The sequence below is a fragment of the Exiguobacterium sp. s128 genome, assembly GCF_018618815.1.
Lineage (GTDB): Bacteria > Bacillota > Bacilli > Exiguobacteriales > Exiguobacteriaceae > Exiguobacterium_A > Exiguobacterium_A antarcticum.
The window spans coordinates 1-23,447 of record NZ_JACSMT010000040.1 but is presented as its reverse complement, the minus strand read 5'-3'; the positions used below and the strand labels follow the sequence as shown (position 1 = coordinate 23,447).

20 protein-coding genes and 1 pseudogene are annotated in these 23,447 nt (G+C 50.4%); 14 read left to right on the top strand and 7 right to left on the bottom strand.

Features of this window, described 5'->3' with window-relative positions; translation table 11 throughout:
• Nucleotides 1–125: 125 nt before the first annotated feature.
• From KNQ13_RS16140 to KNQ13_RS12750, 13 genes are all read left to right on the top strand, one after another.
• Complete coding sequence (locus KNQ13_RS16140; RefSeq protein WP_014969379.1) at nt 126–254, top strand: hypothetical protein; 129 nt, start codon at nt 126–128, stop codon at nt 252–254.
• 118 nt (nt 255–372) lie between these two features.
• Nucleotides 373–1,077 (top strand): hypothetical protein, encoded by a 705-nt coding sequence (locus tag KNQ13_RS12805; RefSeq protein ID WP_014969380.1) that lies wholly within the window; start codon nt 373–375, stop codon nt 1,075–1,077.
• A 182-nt stretch (nt 1,078–1,259) separates the two neighbouring features.
• Complete coding sequence (locus tag KNQ13_RS12800; protein WP_014969381.1) at nt 1,260–2,420, top strand: ROK family transcriptional regulator; 1,161 nt, start codon at nt 1,260–1,262, stop codon at nt 2,418–2,420.
• Between the two features lie 234 nt (nt 2,421–2,654).
• Nucleotides 2,655–3,137, top strand: a complete 483-nt coding sequence (locus tag KNQ13_RS12795) for a hypothetical protein (protein ID WP_014969382.1) — start codon at nt 2,655–2,657, stop codon at nt 3,135–3,137.
• Nucleotides 3,138–3,165: 28 nt separating this feature from the next.
• The gene (locus tag KNQ13_RS12790) at nt 3,166–4,476 is read left to right on the top strand and encodes an ABC transporter substrate-binding protein (protein WP_014969383.1); all 1,311 of its coding nucleotides are present in this window, start codon (nt 3,166–3,168) and stop codon (nt 4,474–4,476) included.
• A 75-nt stretch (nt 4,477–4,551) separates the two neighbouring features.
• A complete protein-coding gene (locus KNQ13_RS12785) occupies nt 4,552–5,517 on the top strand; it encodes a carbohydrate ABC transporter permease (RefSeq protein WP_014969384.1) in 966 nt (321 codons plus the stop codon).
• A 13-nt stretch (nt 5,518–5,530) separates the two neighbouring features.
• Nucleotides 5,531–6,316 carry a carbohydrate ABC transporter permease gene (locus KNQ13_RS12780; RefSeq protein ID WP_014969385.1) on the top strand — a complete coding sequence of 262 codons (786 nt, stop codon included), beginning with the start codon at nt 5,531–5,533 and terminating at the stop codon, nt 6,314–6,316.
• Nucleotides 6,317–6,341: 25 nt separating this feature from the next.
• The gene (locus KNQ13_RS12775) at nt 6,342–8,336 is read left to right on the top strand and encodes a beta-galactosidase (RefSeq protein WP_014969386.1); all 1,995 of its coding nucleotides are present in this window, start codon (nt 6,342–6,344) and stop codon (nt 8,334–8,336) included.
• Between the two features lie 14 nt (nt 8,337–8,350).
• Nucleotides 8,351–10,483: an alpha-galactosidase gene (locus tag KNQ13_RS12770; protein ID WP_026830683.1), complete on the top strand. Its 2,133-nt coding sequence runs from the start codon at nt 8,351–8,353 to the stop codon at nt 10,481–10,483.
• Entirely contained in the window at nt 10,480–11,652 is a 1,173-nt protein-coding gene (locus KNQ13_RS12765) for a galactokinase (RefSeq protein ID WP_026830684.1), read from the top strand. The genes KNQ13_RS12770 and KNQ13_RS12765 overlap by 4 nt, the downstream gene beginning before the upstream one ends.
• Nucleotides 11,653–12,651, top strand: coding sequence for a UDP-glucose 4-epimerase GalE (gene galE / locus KNQ13_RS12760; RefSeq protein ID WP_026830685.1), 999 nt, complete (start codon nt 11,653–11,655; stop codon nt 12,649–12,651). It abuts the gene before it with no gap.
• Between the two features lie 30 nt (nt 12,652–12,681).
• Entirely contained in the window at nt 12,682–14,175 is a 1,494-nt protein-coding gene (locus KNQ13_RS12755) for a UDP-glucose--hexose-1-phosphate uridylyltransferase (RefSeq protein ID WP_026830686.1), read from the top strand.
• Entirely contained in the window at nt 14,172–15,191 is a 1,020-nt protein-coding gene (locus tag KNQ13_RS12750; protein WP_026830687.1) for an aldose epimerase family protein, read from the top strand. Before KNQ13_RS12755 ends, KNQ13_RS12750 begins: the two co-directional genes overlap by 4 nt.
• A 113-nt stretch (nt 15,192–15,304) precedes the next feature.
• Here KNQ13_RS12750 and KNQ13_RS12745 read toward each other — a convergent pair whose 3' ends face one another.
• The 7 genes from KNQ13_RS12745 to KNQ13_RS12715 form a co-directional block, all read right to left on the bottom strand.
• On the bottom strand, nt 15,305–15,826 hold the full coding sequence (locus KNQ13_RS12745) for a methylated-DNA--[protein]-cysteine S-methyltransferase (RefSeq protein WP_014969393.1): 522 nt from the start codon (nt 15,824–15,826) through the stop codon (nt 15,305–15,307).
• An 82-nt stretch (nt 15,827–15,908) separates the two neighbouring features.
• Nucleotides 15,909–17,309: a dihydrolipoyl dehydrogenase family protein gene (locus tag KNQ13_RS12740; protein ID WP_026830688.1), complete on the bottom strand. Its 1,401-nt coding sequence runs from the start codon at nt 17,307–17,309 to the stop codon at nt 15,909–15,911.
• Complete coding sequence (locus KNQ13_RS12735) at nt 17,310–18,518, bottom strand: dihydrolipoamide acetyltransferase family protein (protein ID WP_026830689.1); 1,209 nt, start codon at nt 18,516–18,518, stop codon at nt 17,310–17,312. It abuts the gene before it with no gap.
• Nucleotides 18,519–18,530: 12 nt separating this feature from the next.
• Nucleotides 18,531–19,529 carry an alpha-ketoacid dehydrogenase subunit beta gene (locus tag KNQ13_RS12730; protein ID WP_026830690.1) on the bottom strand — a complete coding sequence of 333 codons (999 nt, stop codon included), beginning with the start codon at nt 19,527–19,529 and terminating at the stop codon, nt 18,531–18,533.
• 1 nt (nt 19,530) lies between these two features.
• Complete coding sequence (gene pdhA, locus KNQ13_RS12725) at nt 19,531–20,583, bottom strand: pyruvate dehydrogenase (acetyl-transferring) E1 component subunit alpha (protein WP_026830691.1); 1,053 nt, start codon at nt 20,581–20,583, stop codon at nt 19,531–19,533.
• Between the two features lie 14 nt (nt 20,584–20,597).
• Nucleotides 20,598–21,740, bottom strand: coding sequence for a Glu/Leu/Phe/Val family dehydrogenase (locus KNQ13_RS12720; RefSeq protein WP_026830692.1), 1,143 nt, complete (start codon nt 21,738–21,740; stop codon nt 20,598–20,600).
• A 42-nt stretch (nt 21,741–21,782) separates the two neighbouring features.
• Nucleotides 21,783–22,178 carry a thioesterase family protein gene (locus KNQ13_RS12715; RefSeq protein ID WP_026830693.1) on the bottom strand — a complete coding sequence of 132 codons (396 nt, stop codon included), beginning with the start codon at nt 22,176–22,178 and terminating at the stop codon, nt 21,783–21,785.
• A gap of 349 nt (nt 22,179–22,527) precedes the next feature.
• Between KNQ13_RS12715 and KNQ13_RS12710 the strand changes: the two are divergent.
• Nucleotides 22,528–23,358 (top strand): annotated as a pseudogene (locus KNQ13_RS12710) (phenylacetate--CoA ligase family protein); the annotation flags it as partial.
• Nucleotides 23,359–23,447 lie beyond the last annotated feature (89 nt).

Genomic DNA, 23,447 nt, shown 5'->3' with positions numbered 1-23,447 from the left:
ATGGGAGACCACGGAAATGTCTCAACTGGAAAACTGCATACGAGGTCTTCTCGGAAGAAGTGTTGCACTTAATTTGACAAACCGTCATATAGAAAAATTTGGATTATAGTAAGGGAGTTCTACTGATGGAGCACAAACCGAAAGATCGGAATGAAGCGGCGAATCGTGTCTTTTTTGGAACGGGTAATATCTTTACCGTCATTTTAGTCATTGGATTTGCTTTGTATCTGTTGTATCAGTTTTATATACGATGACGTGATCACCCTGTACTTCAAGGGTGATTTTTTCGTTTTAGGGGAGTGCAAGCGAATCAGATATTGGGTAATCCTTAACGGAGGACAAAAAGAATGTTCATTAGAAGGAGGCACCCCCATGAAACGCATCCAGATTGCCGACTTTGATCGTCGCATGCCACCACTTGAACTGCGGGAGATGGATGATTATTACGAAACGGTATTTGTCTTAAACTACGATGAACTGTATCCGTCGACACAAGTACGGACGATCCAGTTAGCTGATATTTATGTCAATCTTGTCATTACGCCAGAAGGTACAAAACTCGTCTCGGCACTGTTCTTAAAACCGGTCGTGGTCTCGGACATCGTCTCGTGGATGCAACTGTATACGATTAGTTTTGCGACAGCTGACGCATCCGGGTATTACACGGAAGGGGCTGATGAAATTTTAGAAATTGTTTTATACCAGGGCAATCCGATTGTCATTGCGACGAGAGGAACGGACCGCTTGTATTATGAGACCGAGGGAGCGATTGAGATGCGGCGAGAATCCAGTGAAGTCATTGGAAAAAAACCATTACTGTATCTAAACGGAGAAGCTTGGTTTGGGGTTCCCCACCTTGAATTCAATTCAAGTCAGGATGAAATTCATGTCAACGGAACATTTTTGTTCGCGGACTATATGGACACGTACCAGGGACGTGTCGGTTTTTTTCGTAAAGCAGATCCCGGTTTACCGGTCGTCCTGTTAGTAGGGGAAGCGATCATTGAAGTGGAGTTGACTGAAAATCCAGACGGAAGCCGGGTTCTCGTCATCGAACAGCCGTATGATGAAGCATGATTCCAACTAGAGATAGATTCGAAAATGATTTTGATCACAGGTGGCAACCAGATTGTGTTCTTTTCACAAGAGTTCGTCCGGAAAAAAGTCAGAGACAGAGAATCCGGACGGAATCATGAAATCCCTTACAAAATATGCGAGAATAAGATAAGAGACATGAATGGAAGGGATGCGGGGCGAACATGGTCAAAGAAATGCCACGAAATTCAAAGTGGATGCGATCCTACAACCGGGCACTCGTGTTACGTTTGATTCGGATGCATCAACCGATTTCACGAGTCGAACTGGCACAACAAACAAAATTAACAAAACCAACCGTTTCGAACATCGTCGGAGAATTGATTGCGGATCAACTCGTGATGGAACGTGAACTCGGTGTCTCAAACGGAGGACGAAAGCCGATTCTGCTCGAACTGGTGGCAAAAGAACAATACGTCATCGGGATTGATGCGACAAGTCACCGCTTTATTGGAGTCATCGCGGATTTAAGCGGGAATACGATTCACGAAGTGGAAACGATGGGGAAATTTGATACGAATGAAGAACTGATGGAGGCTGTCGTTCAATTGTGTCAAGAACTGATTGACGCAACAGAGCAGGTCGGAACGATTCATGGAATCGGTATATCCGTTCACGGGATGGTCAATCCGGAGACTGGAGTCATTCTGTTTGCTCCACGTTTTCATCTCCATGATGTTGCATTAAAAGAACATTTGGAGCAGCGTTTTGCGTATCCGGTCTTCATTGAAAACGATGTCCGGGCCCTGGCCTCGTTCGAATTGTTATTCGGAGAAGGTGTCGGCGTCGATCAATTCTTCTACCTGTATGCAGGGGAAGGGATCGGAGGAGCGTATGTCCTCGATGGAAAGCTGATTGACGGAGAAAATCATATCACCGGTGAAGTGGGGCATATGCGGCTTGATTTGGATGGACCAATCTGTTCGTGTGGAAATCGGGGATGTCTTGAAGCCTTGGCCGGTGAAAAAGCCTTGCTACGTGATTTTGAAGCGATTGACCCACAAGTCAAGACCTTGACCGACCTTCGGCGACGTCTGACGGAAGGCGATTCCCATGCAAAAGCGGCATATCACCGGGCAGGTGAATACATCGGCATCGGTGTCTTGAACACGATTCACTTGATTAATCCAAAACGCATTTTACTGGGGGGACCGATGTTTGAACTGGCTCCTTCCATCGTGGATCAAATTAAAGAACGGGTCGCGCACACTGCCTTGACGACGGCTTCACGTGAAACCGATGTCAAGATGGTTCCGTGGAGCGAAAAACAAGGAGCGCTTAGTGCGGCCGCTTTGGCGACGAACAGTATTTTTCAAACGATTTGATGCAAGCTTGTGGGGACACGGTGAAATCACCGAGTGCTCATAAGCTTTTTTGTCGTCCATTTCGCCTAGAAAATATTTTTTATGAAACCGTTTACAAATCGAAATGGCATGTGCTATAGTTTTCTTAAAGTTAGATAATAAATTTAATTTACTAAGTTTTCATCAACTAGTGGAGGTGGATGCAGACCGGCAGGGACCGGTTAAGCTGAAACAAAAGAAGGGGGCGTCGCGCAGATGGAAACAGAAGATTTATGGGTTTCCTACCGTGAAGCTTTCGGGCGTTACGGAGCAATCCGTGGCTTTTATATGAACCGTTTGACAGGGCAGATGACGGAACAACAACCGGGAGATGAGCGGTCTTCGGATCAAGACGGCGTTCTCGTTCGTCCACGGCAAGATGGAGTCTTTCAATTTCGGATGTCGTCCGTACAAGGGGTACTGACGATTCGGTCTTCAGAGCTTCATCTTCGAAAAAATGAGAACGGATACATTGAATTACGGGTGTTGATGCAACAGATGCGATCAGCCGGTTGTCTGACGCTCGGCGGTGAATTTTATCTGTTCGTCGCACAAGAAGTCGATACACTCGACTATCGTCTCCGGCTGATCGCACGGGTTTTGATTCAACTGCAACGGATGCCGATCGGCACGGAAATCATCGAACAATGGTGTCAACAAGCAACACAGGAAGGATACCAGCTTAAAAAATACGCTTGACCACTCACATACAAAGGGGATCACTCACATGAAATTCAAAAAAACAAAAGTTCTCGCAGCAGCTTCAGTCTTAACATTATCGGCACTTCTTGCTGCGTGTGGCGGCGAAGACGAGAAACAAGCAACAACAAAAGACGGAAAAACAATCATTTCCTGGTGGGGTTGGGCACCTCAGCCGGAAGCTGGTAAGGAAGTCGTCGACGCGTTCAATAAATCACAGGATAAATACGTCGTCGAATTCAAACGGTACAGCGAAGACTATGAAAAGCAACTTCAAGTCGCAATGTTATCTGGTAAGGGACCAGACATCATCGGCTTAAAAGAACCGATGATTCAACAATACAAAGACCGTGTCGTACCGGTTGATTCCTACATGGATAAAGCAGCCGGCAAAGGCTGGAAAGATAAGTTCGTCGAGCTCGGCATCGAGCAGACGACGATCGACGGCAAACAATACGCGGTTCCAATCGGCTTCACAGGTCAAGCCTACTTGATGTACAACAAAACGATGCTCGACAAATACGGCGTCACACCACCGAAAAACTACAAAGAAACAGTCGACGCTGTCAAAAAGATCAAAGCGTCCGGCGATAAAGTCATTCCATTGATGTTAGGTGCAAAAGACGCCTGGATCGACATCGATGTCTACAACGTCTTAAGCCACCAGGTCGCACCGGGCTACATCCAAAAAGTCTTATCGGGTGAAGCGAAATGGACGGATGACGAGATGGTCAAGACAGCGCAAGTCTGGCAAGACCTGTTCGAAGATAAAGTCTTCCAAGAAGGAGCACTTGGCCTTGCGACATACAATGACGGGATGAACCAATTCTTCGATAAAAAAGCAGCGATGTGGGTCATCGGTTCATGGGAGGCCCACTCGATGACGACGGCTGAGAAAAAAGACAAATGGAAAATCAAAGATGAGCTTGGCTTCACGCCACTTCCGAACTTAGCGGGTGGAACAGAACAACCGGTCATCGCCTCAATCGACATGGCACTTGCCGTCAATAAAGAGTCGAAACAACAAGAAGGCGCAGCAGAATTCGTTGCCTTCATGAGTCAAGGTGAAGGACAAGAAGTCTACATGGGTGAATTCGAAATGGCTCCGGGCATCAAGGAGGTCAAAATTGATTCAGATGCTGCCTTCACATCAGAAGGTGAAAAAGAGTCGTACAAAATGCTGAACGAAACACTTTCTAAAGCTGTAGCGAGCCGTGGAATCCGTGATACGAAACTTAACGATATCCTCGGTAAGGAACTTCAAAACATCGCGACTGGTCAAGATCCAAAAGAAGCACTCCAACGTGTTCAGGATGCAGCCGATCAATCGAAAAAATAAGCACGAGACAGTGAAGTGGTGCGCCCTGCGTGCCACTTCCTGATTTTTAGAGATCAAGAAAGTGGGGAAATCGTTATGCAGACAGAGCAACAAGAATTGCCGATCAAACCAAAAGCCGAGCCGCTAAAACCAGCACCACGTTCAAACGTTCCCAAAAAGAAGAGAAAAGGCAAAATGAAACAAAACATGGTCGGTTGGGCGTTCGTCGGACCCATCGTCCTGTTTGTCGTCGCGTTTATCTATTACGGGATTTTCTATAACGCCTATAACTCCTTCTTCTCATGGGACGGGATTTCGTTTGATAAAGTCTTCGTCGGGTTTGAAAACTACGCGGAAATGTTCCGTGATCCGGATTTCTATCTCTCGCTTAAAAATACGTTCATCTTCACGATTTTAACCGTCACGATTCAAGCCTTTATCGGTCTTGTTCTCGCGTACTTCCTGCACACACAGGGACCGTTACGGACTGCGATGAAATCGGTCTTCTTCTTCCCGGTCGTCTTGAGTCCGGTTGTTCTTGGGGCCGCGTTCTCACAAATTTATGACTTCCAATTCGGTTACATCAACGAGTTTCTCCGGGCGATTGGTCTCGGTAGCTTAGAGCAAAACTGGCTCGGTGATCCGGATATCGCACTTTATTCGGTCATCGCGATCAACATCTTCCAGTGGACCGGTTCATCGATGGTCATGTATTACATGGCGATGCTGACAATTGAAAAAGAGATCTTTGAAGCCGCTAAAATCGATGGGGCCGGATTCTTCCGGACACTCTGGAGCATCGTCTTCCCGAACTTAAAAGGAACGACGTTCACGTTATCGATTCTCGGCGTCATCGGTGGTCTGAAGACGTTTGACCTCGTCTGGATCACGACAGCCGGCGGACCCGGTTCTTCAACAGAGTTCATCTCGACTTACCTGTTCCGTAAATCAATGCTGCAACAAGAAGTCGGCTTTTCAAGTGCCGTTGCCATCATACTGCTTACAATCGCCTTACTGATCACGTACTTCCAGTTACGTGTTCAAAAGAAAATGGATAACTAAGGAGGAACGTCCCATGAATGTAGAATCTAAAAAAAGCCGTTGGATGATTAACCTCGTTCTGATGCTCGCTTCCATCGTCTGGCTGTTCCCGATCTTCGTCATGTTCAAGGAGAGCTTACGTGTCAACGGATTCGAAAACTATATCGCAACGCTGCAAAACCCGAATTTCCCGACCTTCGTCTTCAACAGTTTCTTCGTCGCTTTCTTCATGATCATCATCTCGATCACAATCCTGGCGTTTGCGGCATTTGCGTTCTCGAAACTCGAATTCGCCGGAAAACGTCTATTGTTCAACATGATTTTAGCCGGTCTGATGTTACCGGTCGCTTCGATGATCGTTCCGTTGTTCTTTACATTGCGGTCGTTTGACGGACTCAACAACCATTGGGGATTGATCGGAGCCGAAGTCGCCTTTTTCCTTCCGTTTGGTTTGATGCTGATCAAAGGATACTTCGATGAGTTGCCAAATGAACTGATGGAAGCAGCTTTTATCGATGGTGCGACGATTTTAGAAGTCTTCTTCAAAGTCATGTTGCCACTGGCGAAACCCGCTTTAGCAACAGCATTGATCTATGCGTTCCTCAACTCATGGAATGAATACTTGATGGTCCTGACGTTCATGACGGATCCGGCCTATCAAACGGTCACGATGGCACCAAGCTTCTTTAAAGATGCCCTTGGTGGTGACCCTGGGAAAATCTATGCGTCACTCGTCTTGATCAGTTTACCGACCATGGTCTTCTATATCTTCTTCCAACGTTTCTTCCAAAAAGGAATGACAGCAGGTGCAGTAAAATAATTTGTTTTCAGTCAGGGGGAGCACCATGTATTTAGGCGTCGATTATTACCCGGAACAAACTCCACGTGCGTTATGGGAGGAAGACTTCCGTTTGATGAAAGAACTCGGTGTCAACGTCGTCCGGCTGGCGGAATTTGCCTGGACGATGATGGAGCCGGAAGAAGGAGTCTACGATTTCCGGTTTTGGGATGACATCATCGAACGTTTGAGTGCCGCCGGTTTTGACATCGTCCTCGGGACACCGACCGCGACACCACCGGCCTGGATGTGTCATAAATATCCGGAGATTCTTCCGGCAGACGAGCATGGCGTGACGATCAGCTTTGGAGCCCGTCGTCACTACACGGTTCACAGTGAGACGTACCAACGCTTTTCCGTTGCCATCACGACGGAAATGGCGAAACGGTACGGAAAACATCCGCGTGTCATCGGTTGGCAGACGGACAATGAATACGGTCATGAAAAATCGGATCGTTCGTACAGTGAAATCGACCGTGCCGCGTTCCAGGTATGGCTGAAAAACCGATACGAGACGCTTGACGCGTTAAACGAGACGTGGGGAACGGTCTTCTGGAGTCAGACGTACACGGCGTGGGAGCAAATCCCAGTACCGCGGAAAGTCTACCAGGAACATAACCCGTCGTTACTCGTCGACTTCGACCGCTTCTGTGCCGACGGTTACAACCATTACAACAAACTGCAGGTCGATGCGCTTCGGGAACACATTCATCCGGACGCGTTCATTACACATAACCTTGTCTACAGTGATATGGCCGTCAATCAACAACAGATGGCACAGGATCTCGATTACGTCGCCTTTGATAACTACCCGGTCTGGGGTGGTTTGCCTGAACCGAACCGTTTCGAGAAGATGGCGAGCGATCATGACCTGTGCCGATCGTCGAAACAAGGAAAAGGCTTTTGGGTGATGGAGCAACTCAGCGGAGCGCAAGGCTGGAGTAAAATCGGTTACTTGCCGCGCCCCGGTCACATCCGTTTGTGGACGTATCAAGCGGTCGCACGTGGTGCCGAAGCCATCGTCTACTTCCGTTTCCGGGCGGCGTTGTTCGGAACGGAAGAGTTTTGCCACGGTATCATCGATCACGATGGAAAACCAAAACGTAAATTCAATGAAGTCAAACAGATCATGACCGAGCTGAATACGTTCGGAGACGAGATTAATGCGAGTAGCTATCAAGCAGAAGTCGGTGTCTATTTTGATCAAGAGAACGTTTGGGCCTGGACCCATCAGCCGCACAGTGATGCGTTTGACTTCCGGACCGAGTTCGTCCGGTTCTACGGAGGCGCTGTCCGTCGTCAGGCAGCAACCGATATCGTCTTCCCGGGTGACCGGCTCGATCAATACAAATTGATTATCGTTCCGCTGTATTTCCTGACGAATCCGACGTTTGACCAGTCGTTAATCGATTACATGGAGCAGGGGGGACATGTCATCTTCACGTACCGGACCGGTGTCAAGGATCCGCATAACAATGTCATTCCATTGACGTTACCAGGCAAGTTCGCCCCGTACGCAGGAATCGAAATCGACGAGTACGAATCGTTGCAGGCGGTACAGGAAAACCGGGTCGAAGGCATTGGAGCATTCGCCGGACAAGGTTCACCGGCCCGTCTCTGGTGTGATTTGATCACACCGACGACAGCCGAACCGCTCGCTGTCTACCGCGATACGTTTTATGACGGAGTCGCTGCCGTCACACGCAACGAATATAAAGGAGCAATCACGTACATTGGTGCATCGATTGATGATGCGATGATCGATACGATTTACCGACAAGCGTTTCTCGATGCCGGTGTTCAGACGTTTGAGGCACCGGATCAAGTCGAAGTCGTCCGCCGTCACGGGGAAACACGTGATTTCATCTTCTTCATGAACCACGATACAAAAGCCAGCCGGGACGTGGTGCTTGATGCTGCTTATAAAGAAGTGAATACGAACGAGACATATAGTGGAACAGTGACGCTCGCACCGCTCGAGACACTGATTCTGACAACATAAGGAGGAGAACGACCATGGCCATTCTTGAACTGCCGAATCAGCGGTTCGTCCTCGAAGGACAACACGTCGCGCATGTCGTGACGATCGGACAGCACGGCAAAGTGTTGCATACGTATTTTGGAGCCCGCCTGCCGTATCGATCTGATTATGAAGCCTTACCGAATCCGGTCCTGACACACAGCTCGTTTGAATCACCGGATGGGGTTGCGGTCTATGATTTCATTCCATTCGGTGAGATGGTCTACACAGAACCGACTTTGAAATCAGAACGGGAGGACGGTCAACGAATCAGCCAGTTCGTCTTTGAACGCGCCGAGCAATCCGACAGCGGATTGATCTTATGGTTGTTTGATTCGTTACAAGAACTTCGGGTCGGCATCAAATACGACCTGTACGAAACCTACGATATGATCGGACGGTCACTCGTGATTGAAAACACCGGAACACAACCGGTGCAATTGACGGCAGCCCAATCGTTTGCGATGGGAATTCTACAACGGCCGAGCTTGAACCTGCATCATTTTGCCGGAACATGGACCGGTGAATTTCAAAAGCAGGTGACGCCGCTAACGCCGGGGCGTAAGACGATTGACAGCCGGCGGGGTGTGACGAGTCATCAGGCGAATCCGTGGTTTGCACTTGAACACGGGGCGACGGAAGCGACCGGTGAAGTCATCTATGGTCATTTCGCGTATTCCGGCAACTGGTCGATGCACTTCGAACAGGATGCGTTTGGATTTGTCCAAGTATCAGGCGGGATGAATGCGTTTGATTTCGGTTGGACACTTGAAGCGGGTAAACAGCTTGCGACACCGGACTTTTACATCGGCTACGCGGCAGACGGCTTTGCCGGGATGAGTGCCCGGGCGCACGATTTCCAGCGTCAGATCATCATGCCGGAATCGGACCGGAACAAGGTCCGGCCTGTCCTCTACAATTCCTGGGAAGCGACCTATTTTGACGTGACGGAACACGGACAACGGACACTCGTCGATCAAGCAGCCGCGATCGGTTGTGAACTGTTTGTCGTCGATGACGGCTGGTTTGGTGAACGAAACTCCGATCAGGCCGGTCTCGGTGACTGGGTCGTCAATCCAGAGAAATTCCCGAACGGTTTAACACCGTTGATTGATTATGTGAAACAACAAAACATGCAGTTTGGTCTATGGGTCGAACCGGAAATGGTCAATCCTGATTCAAATCTGTACCGGACGCATCCTGACTGGATCTACCATAGTCCCGGTGCCCACCGGACGACATCACGCAATCAGTTTGTTCTGAACCTTGGTTTACCGCAGGTCGAACAATTCGTGTTCGAGATGATGGACGAGTTGCTTGGGACACACGCGATTGATTACATCAAATGGGACATGAACCGTGCTTTTTCGGAACCGGGTCTCCCGGGTGCGACACCAGCACAACAACAAGAATTATGGAAGCGTCATGTCGATGCGCTGTACCGGATTTTTGATGAGTTGCGGACACGTCATCCGGAAGTAGACTTTGAAGCTTGTGCCGGAGGCGGCGGACGGATTGATCTTGGAATCCTCCAACGGACGGAACAGGTCTGGACGAGTGACAACACGGATCCACTGGACCGGTTGACGATCCAGCACGATTTCTCATTTGCCTATAATGCGAAGATGATGAGCTGTTGGGTGACGGACGGTCCGAACTGGCTGAATGGTCGGAACTTACCGCTTGCGACACGTTTCGTCTCCTCGATGCAGGGGACACTCGGTATCGGTGGCAACTTAAGCGAATGGACAGCAGAAGAATTAACAGAAGCAACCGAGTGGATTGCGACGTACAAGACGATTCGGGAAACCGTCCAATTTGGACGCCAGTACCGCTTGACGGCAGACCGCCGGACGGCATCGCTCATGCAATACACATCAAACGATCAAACGGTTGTCCTCGCGGTAGCGCCGATGCGTCAGCACGGTTCAAACCAGTACCATTTCCGTCTGCATGGACTTGAGAAAACGGGTTTGTATCAGGTCGACGAACGTCAGCTCAGCGGTGCTTACTTGATGCAGCAAGGATTGACGATCACTTATACGACGGATTATGAAGCCTGTTGTCTACACATTCAGCCGGTTCACGGCAACGTCATCACATCAGAGTCAAAGGAGCCGATCGCATGACAGACCAGACATTAGAACAGATTTTTGAACAACAATTCGGTCAACCGTCGACCCACCGCTTTTTTGCACCGGGCCGGATCAATTTGATCGGAGAACATACGGACTACAATGGTGGACATGTCTTTCCGTGTGCCTTGACGCTTGGAACGCATGCGGTTGCCCGCAAGCGCGATGATGCAGTCTTCCGGTTTTATTCGCTGAACTTTGAAAATGACGGCATCATCGAAGTCACAGGTGATGACTTGACGCATCGATCTGCCGATGGCTGGGCCAACTATGCCAAAGGGATGATTCATATCTTACGGGAAGCCGGTTACCGGATGGATACAGGATGCGACATCCTGATCAAAGGGGATATCCCGAACGGTGCCGGACTGTCTTCGTCCGCTTCGCTTGAACTGGTCATCGGTGTCTTGCTCGACAAACTGTACAATCTGAATGTCGACCGGATCGAACTCGTCAAGTACGGCCAACAGGTCGAAAACCAGTACATCGGTGTCAATAGCGGCATCATGGATCAATTCGCGATCGGTATGGGCAAAGCAGGATCCGGACTATTGCTTGACTGTGAGACACTTGAATATACGTATGCACCGCTCGATTTATCCGGTTATACGATCATCATCATGAATACGAATAAACGGCGTGAGCTGGCCGATTCGAAATACAATGAACGCCGCTCGGAATGTGAAGAGGCGCTCGCCTATTTGCAACAGTACCGTCCGTATGCGTCTCTCGGTCAATGGTCGATGGATGAATTCGAAACGGTTTCTTTTGAGGACGAACGATTGCAACGGCGGGCACGTCACGCGATTTCTGAAAACGAGCGCACATTGCAAGCGCTCGACGCATTAAAAGAAGAGCGACTTGAAGCCTTTGGTCAACTGATGAATGCATCACACCGTTCTTTGCGAGTGGATTACGAAGTGACGGGGAAAGAACTGGATACACTGGTCGAAGCAGCTTGGGCGCAACCGGGAGTCCTTGGCGCCCGGATGACAGGTGCCGGTTTTGGCGGTTGTGCGATTGCCATCGTCGAAGACGAGACGGTCGAGACATTCATGACGGCAGTCGGTCAAGCATACGAGACCGCAATTGGTTATCCGGCATCGTTCTACACGGCAACGGTTGGTGATGGAGCACGAGAAGTCGAACAGGAGGTCATTTAAATGGCAGTACTCGTAGTAGGTGGAGCAGGATATATCGGGTCACATGCAGTCTATCAACTGGTGGATGCCGGTCAGGACGTCGTCGTGATTGATCATTTAAAGTCGGGTCACCGGGAAGCCGTTCATCCGGAAGCCCGTTTTTACGAAGGGGATATCCGGGATCGTGCCTTCCTTGATACGGTGTTTGAGACGGAAACAATCGATCAGGTCGTCCATTTCGCGGCCTTTTCATTAGTCGGTGAATCAATGGAACATCCACTCGTATATTTTGATAACAACGTCTACGGCACACAAGTCCTGCTCGAAGCGATGATGGCACATGATGTCAAACAGATCGTCTTCTCGTCGACCGCTGCCACATACGGGGAGCAGGAACAGATGCCGATTCTTGAAACGGCAGTGACGAACCCGACGAATGCCTACGGCGAAACAAAGCTGATGATGGAGAAGATGATGCGTTGGTGTGAAACGGCGTACGGTCTGAACTATGTGGCACTCCGTTACTTTAACGTTGCCGGTGCCCGGTCAACAGGCGAAATCGGGGAAGATCATACACCGGAAACCCATTTGGTTCCGCTTGTCCTCGAAGTCGCCAATGGTCAACGACCGATGATTTCGATTTACGGCGATGATTATGCGACGGAAGACGGCACGTGTATCCGTGATTATATCCATGTCGAGGATTTGATTGATGCCCACGTACTTGCACTCGACTATTTAAAACAAGGCAATACGAGTGATGTCTTTAATCTCGGCTCAAGTCGCGGCTTTTCGGTCCGGGAAATCATTGAAGCGGCACGCCGTGTGACGGGTCATGCGATTCCGGAACAAGTCGTCGCAAGACGTGCCGGAGACCCGAGCACGTTGATTGCCGGATCCGATAAGGCGAAAACGGTATTAGGCTGGAAACCACGTCGGACGGACATCGACACAATCATTCAAGACGCTTGGCGTTGGCATGAACGACGTCCGCACGGCTATAAAACAAAAGTCCGGTAAAGAGAGAATGGATTTAGGGGAGTGAAGGCGATGAATGAACTCATCAAACAACTAGTAGAGCAGGCAGTCCGTCAGCAATTGATCGAGCCGGAAGATACGGTGTATGCGCAAAACCGGTTATTGGCTTTGCTGGGCGAAGCGGCGTACAACGATCCAGGTATGGTCGAATCACGTTCGATTCCGGATATTTTGGATGCGATGATTGAACGGATGGTTGCATCAGGACAACTGGCAGCACGTCTTGACGAAAAAGAACGGCTGGCAGCGGAACTGATGGATGTGTTCGTTGATCGCCCGTCCCAGATCACGTCGACTTTCCGTCGTCTATATGGAGAAAGTCCACAACAAGCAACCGATTATTTTTATCAACTTAGTCAGGCGAACAACTACATCCAGACGAAGCGGATTGCCAAAAACATTCAATATCAGGCCGAAACGGTTTATGGCACGATTGACATCACGATCAACTTATCAAAACCCGAAAAAGATCCGCGTGAAATCGCGGCAGCTCAGACGGAGGTCGTCGAGTCGACGTATCCGACGTGTCTGCTTTGCGTTGAAAATGTCGGGTATGCGGGACGCGTCAATCATCCTGCACGGGCCAATCATCGGATCATTCCGATTTCCTTGCAGGACGAGCCGTGGGCGCTGCAGTATTCACCGTATGTCTATTACAACGAACACAGCATTATCTTGTCGCAGGAGCACCGGGATATGGTGATCAACCGTCAAGCCTTTGCGCGGTTGCTTGGATTCGTTGCCCAGTTCCCGCATTATTTTGCAGGATCGAATGCGGATCTGCCGATCGTCGGTGGATCGATTTTGACGCATGACCATTATCAAGGCGGACGGTATGAATTTGCGATGGACCGGGCGAAGACGCTAAGTCAGTTCGTTTTACCGGATCATCCGGATGTCACCGGTGAAACGTTACATTGGCCGTTGACGGTCGTTCGTCTGAGCAGTACCGATTCTGCCGCGTTACTCGATGCGGCGGACGACGTCTATCAGACCTGGTTGACGTACGAAGATACCGAGCATGAGATCCTTGCGGCAACAAATGGTATCCGCCACAACACGGTGACACCGATTGCCCGGATGCGTGGCGAACGATTTGAACTGGATCTCGTGTTACGCAACAACCGGACGTCGACGGACCATCCGGACGGCATCTTCCATACCCATGCCGACATTCACCACATCAAACGCGAAAACATTGGTTTGATTGAAGTGATGGGACTCGCCGTTCTGCCGGCCCGTCTGCTCAGTGAACTCGAGCAAGTCGAGCAGTTCGTCGCGGGAACGGGCATTTCGATGGCTCCTTCCCACCAGGAATGGGCAACAGAATTGAAAGCGGCGTACAGCGGACAAGACGTGACGGAATATGTCCGACAAGCTGTCGCAGCAAAATTCGTCCGTGGTCTCGAAGACTGCGGTGTCTTTAAACAAACTCCGGGCGGGCAGGCGGGACTTGACCGCTTCCTTGAAACGGTCAGCCGGCAAGTGGCAGGTGATCGGCGATGACGGAGCAGACACAGTTGATTCAGGAAACGGATCTCATTCGTCACACGCTGACGCAACCGGGAATCGAAGTCGAGATTTGGAACTATGGCGGCATCATCAACGACATCCGTGTTGCGGATCGGGATGGCCGGATCGAGAGTGTCGTCTTGGGTTTTGATACAGTAAAGGAATACCAGGACCACTCCCCGTACTTCGGGGCAATCGTCGGACGGGTTGCCGGACGTATCGGACAAGCGCAAATGGAAGTGGAAGGAACCGTCTATCCGCTCGCAACAAACGATGGAACGCATCATCTGCACGGAGGAATCAAAGGATTTGATCAAGCACTCTTTGAGGTTGTCGAAGCCACGACGGACCGACTCCATCTCCAGTTGTTCAGTCCGGACGGGGCGGAAGGCTACCCTGGTAACGTCACACTCGACGCCGTCTATCAGCTCGAAGGTCTTGCCTTGACGTTGACGATGCACGCGACGACGAATCAGACGACACCGTTGAATCTGACGAATCATACGTACTGGAACCTGTCGGGGAACTTACGACGGGATATCCTCGACCATCACTTGACGATCCCGAGTGAAACGTACTTACCTGTCGGAGCGGATTTACTGCCAACCGGTCAGCTGCAGGACGTGACAGGAACACCCCTTGATTTTCGAACCGGGCGGCTGATTCGAAGCGGAGCAGAATCCGATCATCCGGAAACGGTAGCCGCGGGAAATGGATATGATCATCCGTTTCTCTTATCGGGACAGCCGATCCGGTTGGAAGACGCGTCAAATGGCCGGTATGTAGAAGTGACGACGAATCAACCGGTCGTCATCCTCTATACGGGGACGCAGCTCGAGACGAATTATACGATTCGCGGTGTCGGTGCCCGTCCGTCGCTCGGACTGTGTCTCGAAACACAAGTCCATCCGAATGCGGTGAACGAACCAAACTTCCCGGACATCCTGGTTCAGCCGGATCAGACGTACCACTGGGAAACGACGTATCGGTTTGGCGTAAATGCCGGGTGAAACACCGGTACAGCTAACATCACATCTTTTAATCTTAATAGAGAAAGGGGCGCCGGATTTGAATCCGACGCCCCTTTCTCTATTAAACTGGCTGGTGTACAGATGCTGTTCGATCAATGAAAAGGAAGTTTCGAGGATGATACCCGCTCGATTTCTAACAGTTTCCGTTTCATGTTCAGACCACCCCAATAGCCCGTCAAATCACCTTTTTTTCCAATGATTCGATGACAGGGGACGACGATCAAGACACGATTTTTACTGATAGCGGTTCCGACGGCACGCGTCGCACTGGGACGGTAGATTCGTTCCGCGATATCCGAATAGGTCGCGGTCACACCATACGGAATCTGACATAAGGCGTTCCAGACTTCCAGTTGAAACGGAGTACCGATCAAATGGAGGGGAAGGGAAAAGTGCGTGCGTGTTCCATTTAAGTATTCGACGAGTTGTTCCTGATACGGTTGCATGATGCGTGGATCCTCGATCAGATCAGCACGGGGCAACTGTTTTCGGGCCCAGTCGCTAAATAAGTCTCGAGGTTCGTTCAATGCCCCGACATAACAGAGTCCGGTGTCCGTTGCCGCGATTGGAAACGATGTCTCGTTCCAGTTCAACGTCGTGAAGTATAAATCCATCATCGTACCTCCTTCAACCAAAAGATTCGCGCAAGAAACCGGTCACGCCTCCTCAAAAAGGGAACGGGGACCGGTCTTCGGATTACGACTTCGTTAAGACATCTTGTTGACGGGGCGACAGGTGGATCGCATGTCCGACTAACGATTCGACGGCTTCCGTCCAGGCTTCGCTCCGGCTCGGGTGTGGCATGATCGGGAAGCGGACATCTTCTTCCTTGGCAGCCATCTCAAGTGCTTGTGCAAACGTTCCGGCGAGTTCGACTGCGCCTTCGCCCATCATATGAACGCCTAAAAGGAGACTCGTCGTCGCATCGGAGATGACCTTGATGAAGCCAGTTCCGGCTTCGATCATCGTTGCGCCATTGGCATTTAAGGTAAATTGACCCGTCCGAATCGCGTGACCGGCTTCGATCGCGGCATCTTCCGTCAGTCCAATCGAGACGATTGGCGGAAGCGACCGAATGATTGTCGGATAGTAAGGAAGAGTCGTGTCAGGTGTTTGCCCCGCCAAGCGTTCAGCTGTCCGTTTGGCTTCGTGGATGGCCCGTGTCGCAATTGCCTGCCCTGGCGTGACGTCACCAATCGCATAAATATGCGGACGATTTGTCTGCCCGAACGGATCGACGGGAATCGTTCCGTCTTCCGCTAATGTCACACCAATCCGTTCAAGTCCTAACTCGAGCGTATGCGGGACACGGGGCAATGAATGAAACAGGAAGGGAGCGGTCCACGTCGTTTCCTGCCCTTGTTTTACGACCGTTACGGTCACGTCGTCCCCGGCTTCGATGGCGGTGACGGTCCCGGAGACAAGTTGAATCTTTTGTTTTTTGAAGAGGCGTCGGAGTTCTTTGTTTATACTTGGATCCAACTGGAAGTCGTCGGCGATCAAGGTGACATTCGTGCCAAGCGCTTGAAAGCTCATTGCGGCCTCGAGGGCCAGATAATCCTGACCGATGATGACAAGGCGGTCAGGTAAATCGGTCAATTGGTAAAGCTGTTCTGCGTTCAAAATGGCAGGAGAATCGTGTCTGATGCTATGGCTCCCTGTCGCAATCACAACGTCATTAAACCAATACGTATCAAACTGATGTCCTTGTTCGACACCAATCCGGTCATCCGCTAAAAACGAAGCGCTCCCTTGGACGTATTCGATAGCATTTACCTGACATAAGGATTCGACGCCACTTCGTAATTGACGGACGACTTGATCGCGGTAATGGACCAATTGATTGAAATCATGCGTGGAATCAATTGAAAAGCCCAGTGCGGTCAAATGTTTTAATTGGTGTTTTATTTCTGCAGCGTGCGCCAAAACCTTCGAAGGAATACAGCCCCGGTTCAGACACAGTCCACCGAGCTGCGCTTGTTCAATCAAGGTCACCTTACGCCCTAATTGGCTGGCGCGAATCGCAGCCGTGTAACCGGCTGGTCCGCCACCAAGGATAATCACATCACGTTCTTGTGTCAGTTCACCTACGACCATTTAGATCAGCTCCATCAATAAAGTTGTGGGGTGTTCAATCAGTCCTGCGAACCGATTCGTAAAGGCGACGGCTGTCGCACCATCTGCGACACGATGGTCAAATGACATCGATAGATTCATCATCGATCGGATGACGATTTGATCCTGCTCATCGACACAGACCCGTTTTTTCGTTTTATGGAAGGCGATTAATGCCGTTTCCGGATAATTGATGATGGGTGTCGCACCCGTACTACCAAGTGGGCCGACATTACTCATCGTGAAGGTGCTCGGTTTCAGATCCGCAGCGCGCAAGTCTCCCGTCTTGGCGCGGGAAGACAGTTCCGCGACACGCGTATGCAACTGTTGCATCGTCATCTTATCTGCATCTCGAACGACCGGAACAATCAGTCCGTCCGTCGTCTCGGTCGCGACACCGATATGATACTGTTGCTCGAGGATGATCTGTTCGTTGGCTTCGTCGAGCTTGGCGTTAAAGACCGGGAAGTCTTGGAGTGCGACTATCAAGGCTTTGATGAAAAAGGCGTTGACACTGATCGGTTGACCGGCCGCCTTTAATTCTTCGCGCAAGGCGAGCAATCGAGTCATATCCACTTCTTCGAAATGCGTGACGTGCGGAATCGTAAAGAGGGATTGCGTCATTTTTTTGGCAATCTGTTTCCGGATGCCGCGGAACGGGATCGTTTCGACGGAAGGAGATGGCGTCGTTTGTGCCACGACCGGCTGCTGCGTTTCGGCAGAACGGGTTCCTGTTTCAAGGAATCGACGGACGTCGTCTTCTGTGACGCGACCGGATGGATCAGTGGCTGGGACAAGCTCTAAATCAATCCCATGATCACGGGCGATCTTTCGTGTATAGGGTGTGGCTAAGACACGCCGTACCGCTGGGGCGATGGTCGGTGTCATCGTTGTTTGTTGCGGTTGCTCGACCACGCGTTTGATTGTTCGTTCGACGGTGGCGGCGGTTTCCGTCTCTTCTTCATCGATTAATAATAAGATTGTCCCGACGGAAACGGTTTGTCCGACAGGGATTAAGATGTCGGTCACTTTTCCAGACACGGGAGCCGGTAATTCGGCGACCATCTTATCGGTCGATACTTCAACGACCGGTTGATCAATCGTGACGCGATCGCCAACCTGGACGAGATAGTTCGCGATTTCGCCTTCTGTCATCCCTTCACCGACATCATGTAATTTCACTTCGATCATCACGTTCACTCCTTAAAAATCGACCGTACGCTGGATCGCTTCAAGCACACGCGTCGGCGTCGGGATGTAATGGTCCTCCAGGGCGAATAAGGGAACAGGCACGTCAAACCCGGTGACACGAGCAATCGGTGCCCGTAAGTATAAGAATGAAGTGTCGTTGATGAGCGCAATCAAATCGTTTCCAAGACCACCCGTTGCCTGTGCTTCATGAATGATGACAGCGCGTCCCGTTTTTTGGACAGACGCCGCAATCGTCGACCGGTCGAGCGGATAGAGGGTCCGTAAATCAATCACTTCACAGGAGATGCCGCGGGTCGCAGCTTCCGTCGCGGCTTTTTGTGCGACCTGCACCATCGCCCCCCAAGCGATGAGCGTGACGTCTTGACCTTCTGTCACATATTTTGCTTTTCCAATTTTAATCGTGTAGGACTCACTCGGAACCGGTTCCTTGAAGGCACGGTAACTGCGCATCGATTCGAGGAACAAGACCGGATCCGGATCCTCGATTGCCGCAATCAATAAACCTTTTGCATCATAAGGGGTTGCCGGACAGACCACTTTTAAACCGGGCATCGAAGTGAAGAGGGCTTCCGTACTGTCCGAGTGAATTTCTGGGGCACGGATACCGGCACCATAGGGCGCCCGGATGACCATTGGCACACCATAACGTCCCATCGTCCGCATCCGGATGCGGGAGACATGGGTCATGATTTGTTCGTAAGCAGGGTAGATGAAACCGAGAAATTGGATTTCGACGATCGGCTTAAATCCGTTGACTGCTAAACCGATCGACGTTCCGACGATTCCGGCTTCGCTGAGCGGCGTATCGATGATCCGATCCTCACCGAACTCTTCCTGTAGACCGTCCGTTGCCCGGAAGACGCCGCCGTTTTTTCCGACATCTTCACCTAGTACAAGCGTCGTCTCATCGTCCGTCAGTTTCGTCCGTAAGGCATCGGTGACCGCCTGGACGAGTGTCATCTCCGTTTGTCGATTGATAGGTGTCGCCATGTCAATTCCCCCTTGCGGTCAGATAATCCGTTTTCTGACGAAGCAAATCGTCAGGTAGTGTTGCGTACGTATGATCAAACAGATCGTTGACGTCAGGAGGCGGGAAGGCTTCCATCGTCTTGACGGCGGCTTCGACCTCTTGTTGATGCCGATTCCGGATCGCTTCGATTTCCTGCTCGTCGTAGAAGCCTTGTTCTTTCATGAAGTCTTCGAGCCGGGTGATCGGGTCAACCCGATCATGGGACCGTTCTTGGTCCCGGTATTTGGATGGATCATCGGCCGTCGTATGGGCACCAAACCGCCACGTGACCGCTTCGATCAGCGTTGGTCCACCACCAGACCGGGCGCGTTCGACGGCTTCCAGCATCGTGAAATAGACGGCGAACACATCATTTCCGTCAATCCGAATACTTGGCATGCCGTACGCCAGAGCTTTTTGGGCAATTGTTTCTGAATGCATCTGTTTCTGGATCGGAACGGAAATCGCATACCCGTTGTTTTGATTAAACAAGATGACCGGGGTCTGGAAGACACTCGCGAAGTTCATCCCTTCATGGAAATCACCTTCAGACGTCGCACCGTCTCCAAAATAGGCGATAGCGACGTGTGTTGTCCCTTTCCGTTTTTCGGCCCAGGCGGCACCAACAGCATGAGGAATCTGTGTGGCAATCGGTACAGCAGGTGGGAAGATATGCAGTTCATCGGTCGGGACGCAGCCTTCGACACGACCATTCCAATATAAGAAGGTTCGGACCATATCCGCACCGAACGTCAACGTCGCACCATGATCACGGTACGTCGGGAAAATCCAGTCCTTGTCCTGCAGTGCATACGCACTGCCGACTTGTGCTGCTTCCTGCCCTTCTAAAGGGGCGTAGGTTCCTAATCGTCCTTGGCGCTGTAAGTTAATGGCCTTACGATCAAACGTCCGGATTCGGTTCATATGTGTGAATAGCGCGAGGCTCAAGTCTTTTGTCAGCAGATCAGTTTTAGATGTATCGATCACGTGTCCCGCATCATCAAGGATCCGGTAAATCGGAAATTCAGTTTCCATCAGTGTCACCTCCATTAGTCGTTACGGATGTTCCATTTCGGTTTGATCGTATTCGTAAAGATGTTGTTATGACGAGAGCGGATTTGAATCCGTTTGTTACACATCCGGTTGGCGGCTTCGAGTGTCGTGATCGATTCCGCATGCGACTCATGGAATACTTCGAGGACGGCATCATAGATATGTTTTGTTTTTAATAAGACACGTTCATGGTTCGCACCGTATAATTCGTCGGCAACTTGAATCAGACCACCGCCGTTGACGATATAATCGGGCGCATATAAAATGCCGCGTTGCTTTAATTCGAGCGCAAGTGCATCATCGGCGAGTTGATTGTTGGCCGATCCGCAGATCGCCTTACACTGGAGCTGTCCGATGTTCGTCGATTGGATGACACCACCATAGGCACAAGGGACAAAGATGTCGGCATCCGTCAGATGAATTTCATGAGCGGAAATGACACGAACCGTTCCAGGTGTTTTTTCCGCTTGCTCGACGAGAGCAGCGAGAACGGATTCGCTCAAATCGGACACGTACAGGTTGGCACCGGCAGACAATAACTGTTCTGCGACTTTATAGCCGACCTTTCCCAGTCCTTGGACAGCGTAACTCGCCCGGCTTAAATCATCTGATCCGTATAACGTTTCGACGGTTGCCCGTAATCCGTAAATGACGCCTTCCGCCGTTGGAATCGATGAATCCCCGCTGCCGCCGAACGCTTCCGGAATCCCAACGATACGCGAAGTTTCCCGGCTGGCATGGACGAAATCGTCCATCGTCGTGCCCATATCCGTCCCGGTGTAGAAACGTCCGCCGAGCGAATCGACGAATCGTCCGAAAGCGCGGAATAATTCCGGCGTCTTATCGGTTGCCGGATTGCCGATGATGACAGCTTTCCCGCCGCCGAAATCGACGTCGGCCGCTGCGCATTTATACGTCATGCCGCGTGATAGCCGCAAGACATCATCGAGTGCTTCGTCGACGGTCGAATATGGTGCCATCCGGCAACCACCGAGGGCGGGGCCGAGTGTCGTATCATGAATGGCGATGATCGCCTGCAAACCGGAAATCGGATCGTTACAAAAAACGACCTGTTCGTGACCAGAAATCTTTTCCATGATTGATGGTGATGGATCCGTGGATGGGTTCAACATGTTCATAAAACATCCTCCTGACTTTAGTAAGCGCTTTCATTTTACTCTTTAGAAAACACGCGGCGTCAACTTTTCCTGAATCAGCTGCTTATTTAAGATGATTTGTTTGACTTCACCAAGACCGATGACACGATCGCCGTGTCTGACTTCGACTTTTGCCAAGACGCGGTCGGGTGTAAGTTCGATGACGATGGCTTCGATGCGGATATTTGATCCAAGTGTCGCCATTCCTAAATGTTTCAAGGAAACGGCACCACCGACTCCTTCTTCCTGTTCTTCCAGGTAGGGGAGGATGAGTTTTCGAGCCGCCCATTCCATATGATAGACCATCGAGACGGTTGAATAGGCCGGATGGACAACCACACCTTCAAACTGAGCGAACATTTCTTCTGTGACGATCGCCTCGATGACAGCAGAGTCGCCGAGCGACAAACCGTTTTTCATATCGTTTCCCCCTTGCCTGTGACCACAGCTGGTCTTACCAAAAATAGTATAACACTTGTCACACGATATTTTATCAATCAGTTACGAAATGAGCAAACATTTTCAGGAATATTTTCCAAAAAGAAATATCATTTTCTGACTTTCTTTATAAGAAAGGTCTTTATTCAGACTTTTGATAGAAATAAGGACCAGTATCAAGAAAGTTGGGAGCTTTTAACAAAATGAAGGATTGACAACATTGTGAACGTATCGTAGTTTAATGGTATAACCATTTTAAAACGGACGTTTATTTATTGTGTTATATAGACGCGGGAAGGGGTGCCACTTGTATAACGAAATCCTGGAAACGATGGAAGCGGAAGAACGATTCCGCTTACAGCTGACAAGTCTACGAGAGACCGTTCGTCATGTGATGGAACATGTTCCGTTTTATCACACCCGCTTCATGGAACGGGGACTTGATGCCGAAGCATTGCACACGATGGCGGATATTCAAAAGTTACCGTTCACATACAAAAGTGATTTGCGGGAACAGTATCCGTTTGGCTTGTTTGCGGTTCCGCCACAGGAAGCGGTCCGGATCCATGCCTCATCCGGAACAAGCGGAAAACCAACCGTCGTCGGTTATACCCAAAGTGACCTGGATGATTGGTCGACAGCTGTCGCACGTGGTCTGATCGCAATCGGCGCGCAAAAAACCGACTTGTTGCACAATGCTTACGGATACGGCTTATTCACCGGCGGACTGGGTCTGCACAGCGGAGCCGAACAACTCGGCATGACGATTGTCCCCGTGTCCGGTGGCAATACGGACCGGCAGATCACATTGATTGAAGACTTTCAGCCGCGGGGAATTTGCGGAACACCTTCTTATATGTTGCATCTCGCGGAACGTATGGAAGAAAAGGGTCTAAATCCGAAGACGAGCAGCCTGCAGTACGGGATTTTCGGAGCCGATCCGTGGTCGGAAGAATTACGGCAAACCCTCGAAAACAAGTGGGGGATCCGGGCTTTTGACATCTACGGTCTCAGCGAAATCATGGGGCCCGGTGTCGCGATGGAGTGTCAGGAACAGGACGGATTGCATCTGATGGATGATTTGTTCATCACAGAAGTCATTGATCCCGTGACGGGGGAACCGATGCCGGAAGGACAAGTCGGGGAACTCGTTTTTACAAGTGACGAATTGTAATATTAAGTGCAACACCTAGCTGAAAACACAAAAAAACCCATAACGACCTCGTGTAGAATAGAGTTACCACACAAAAT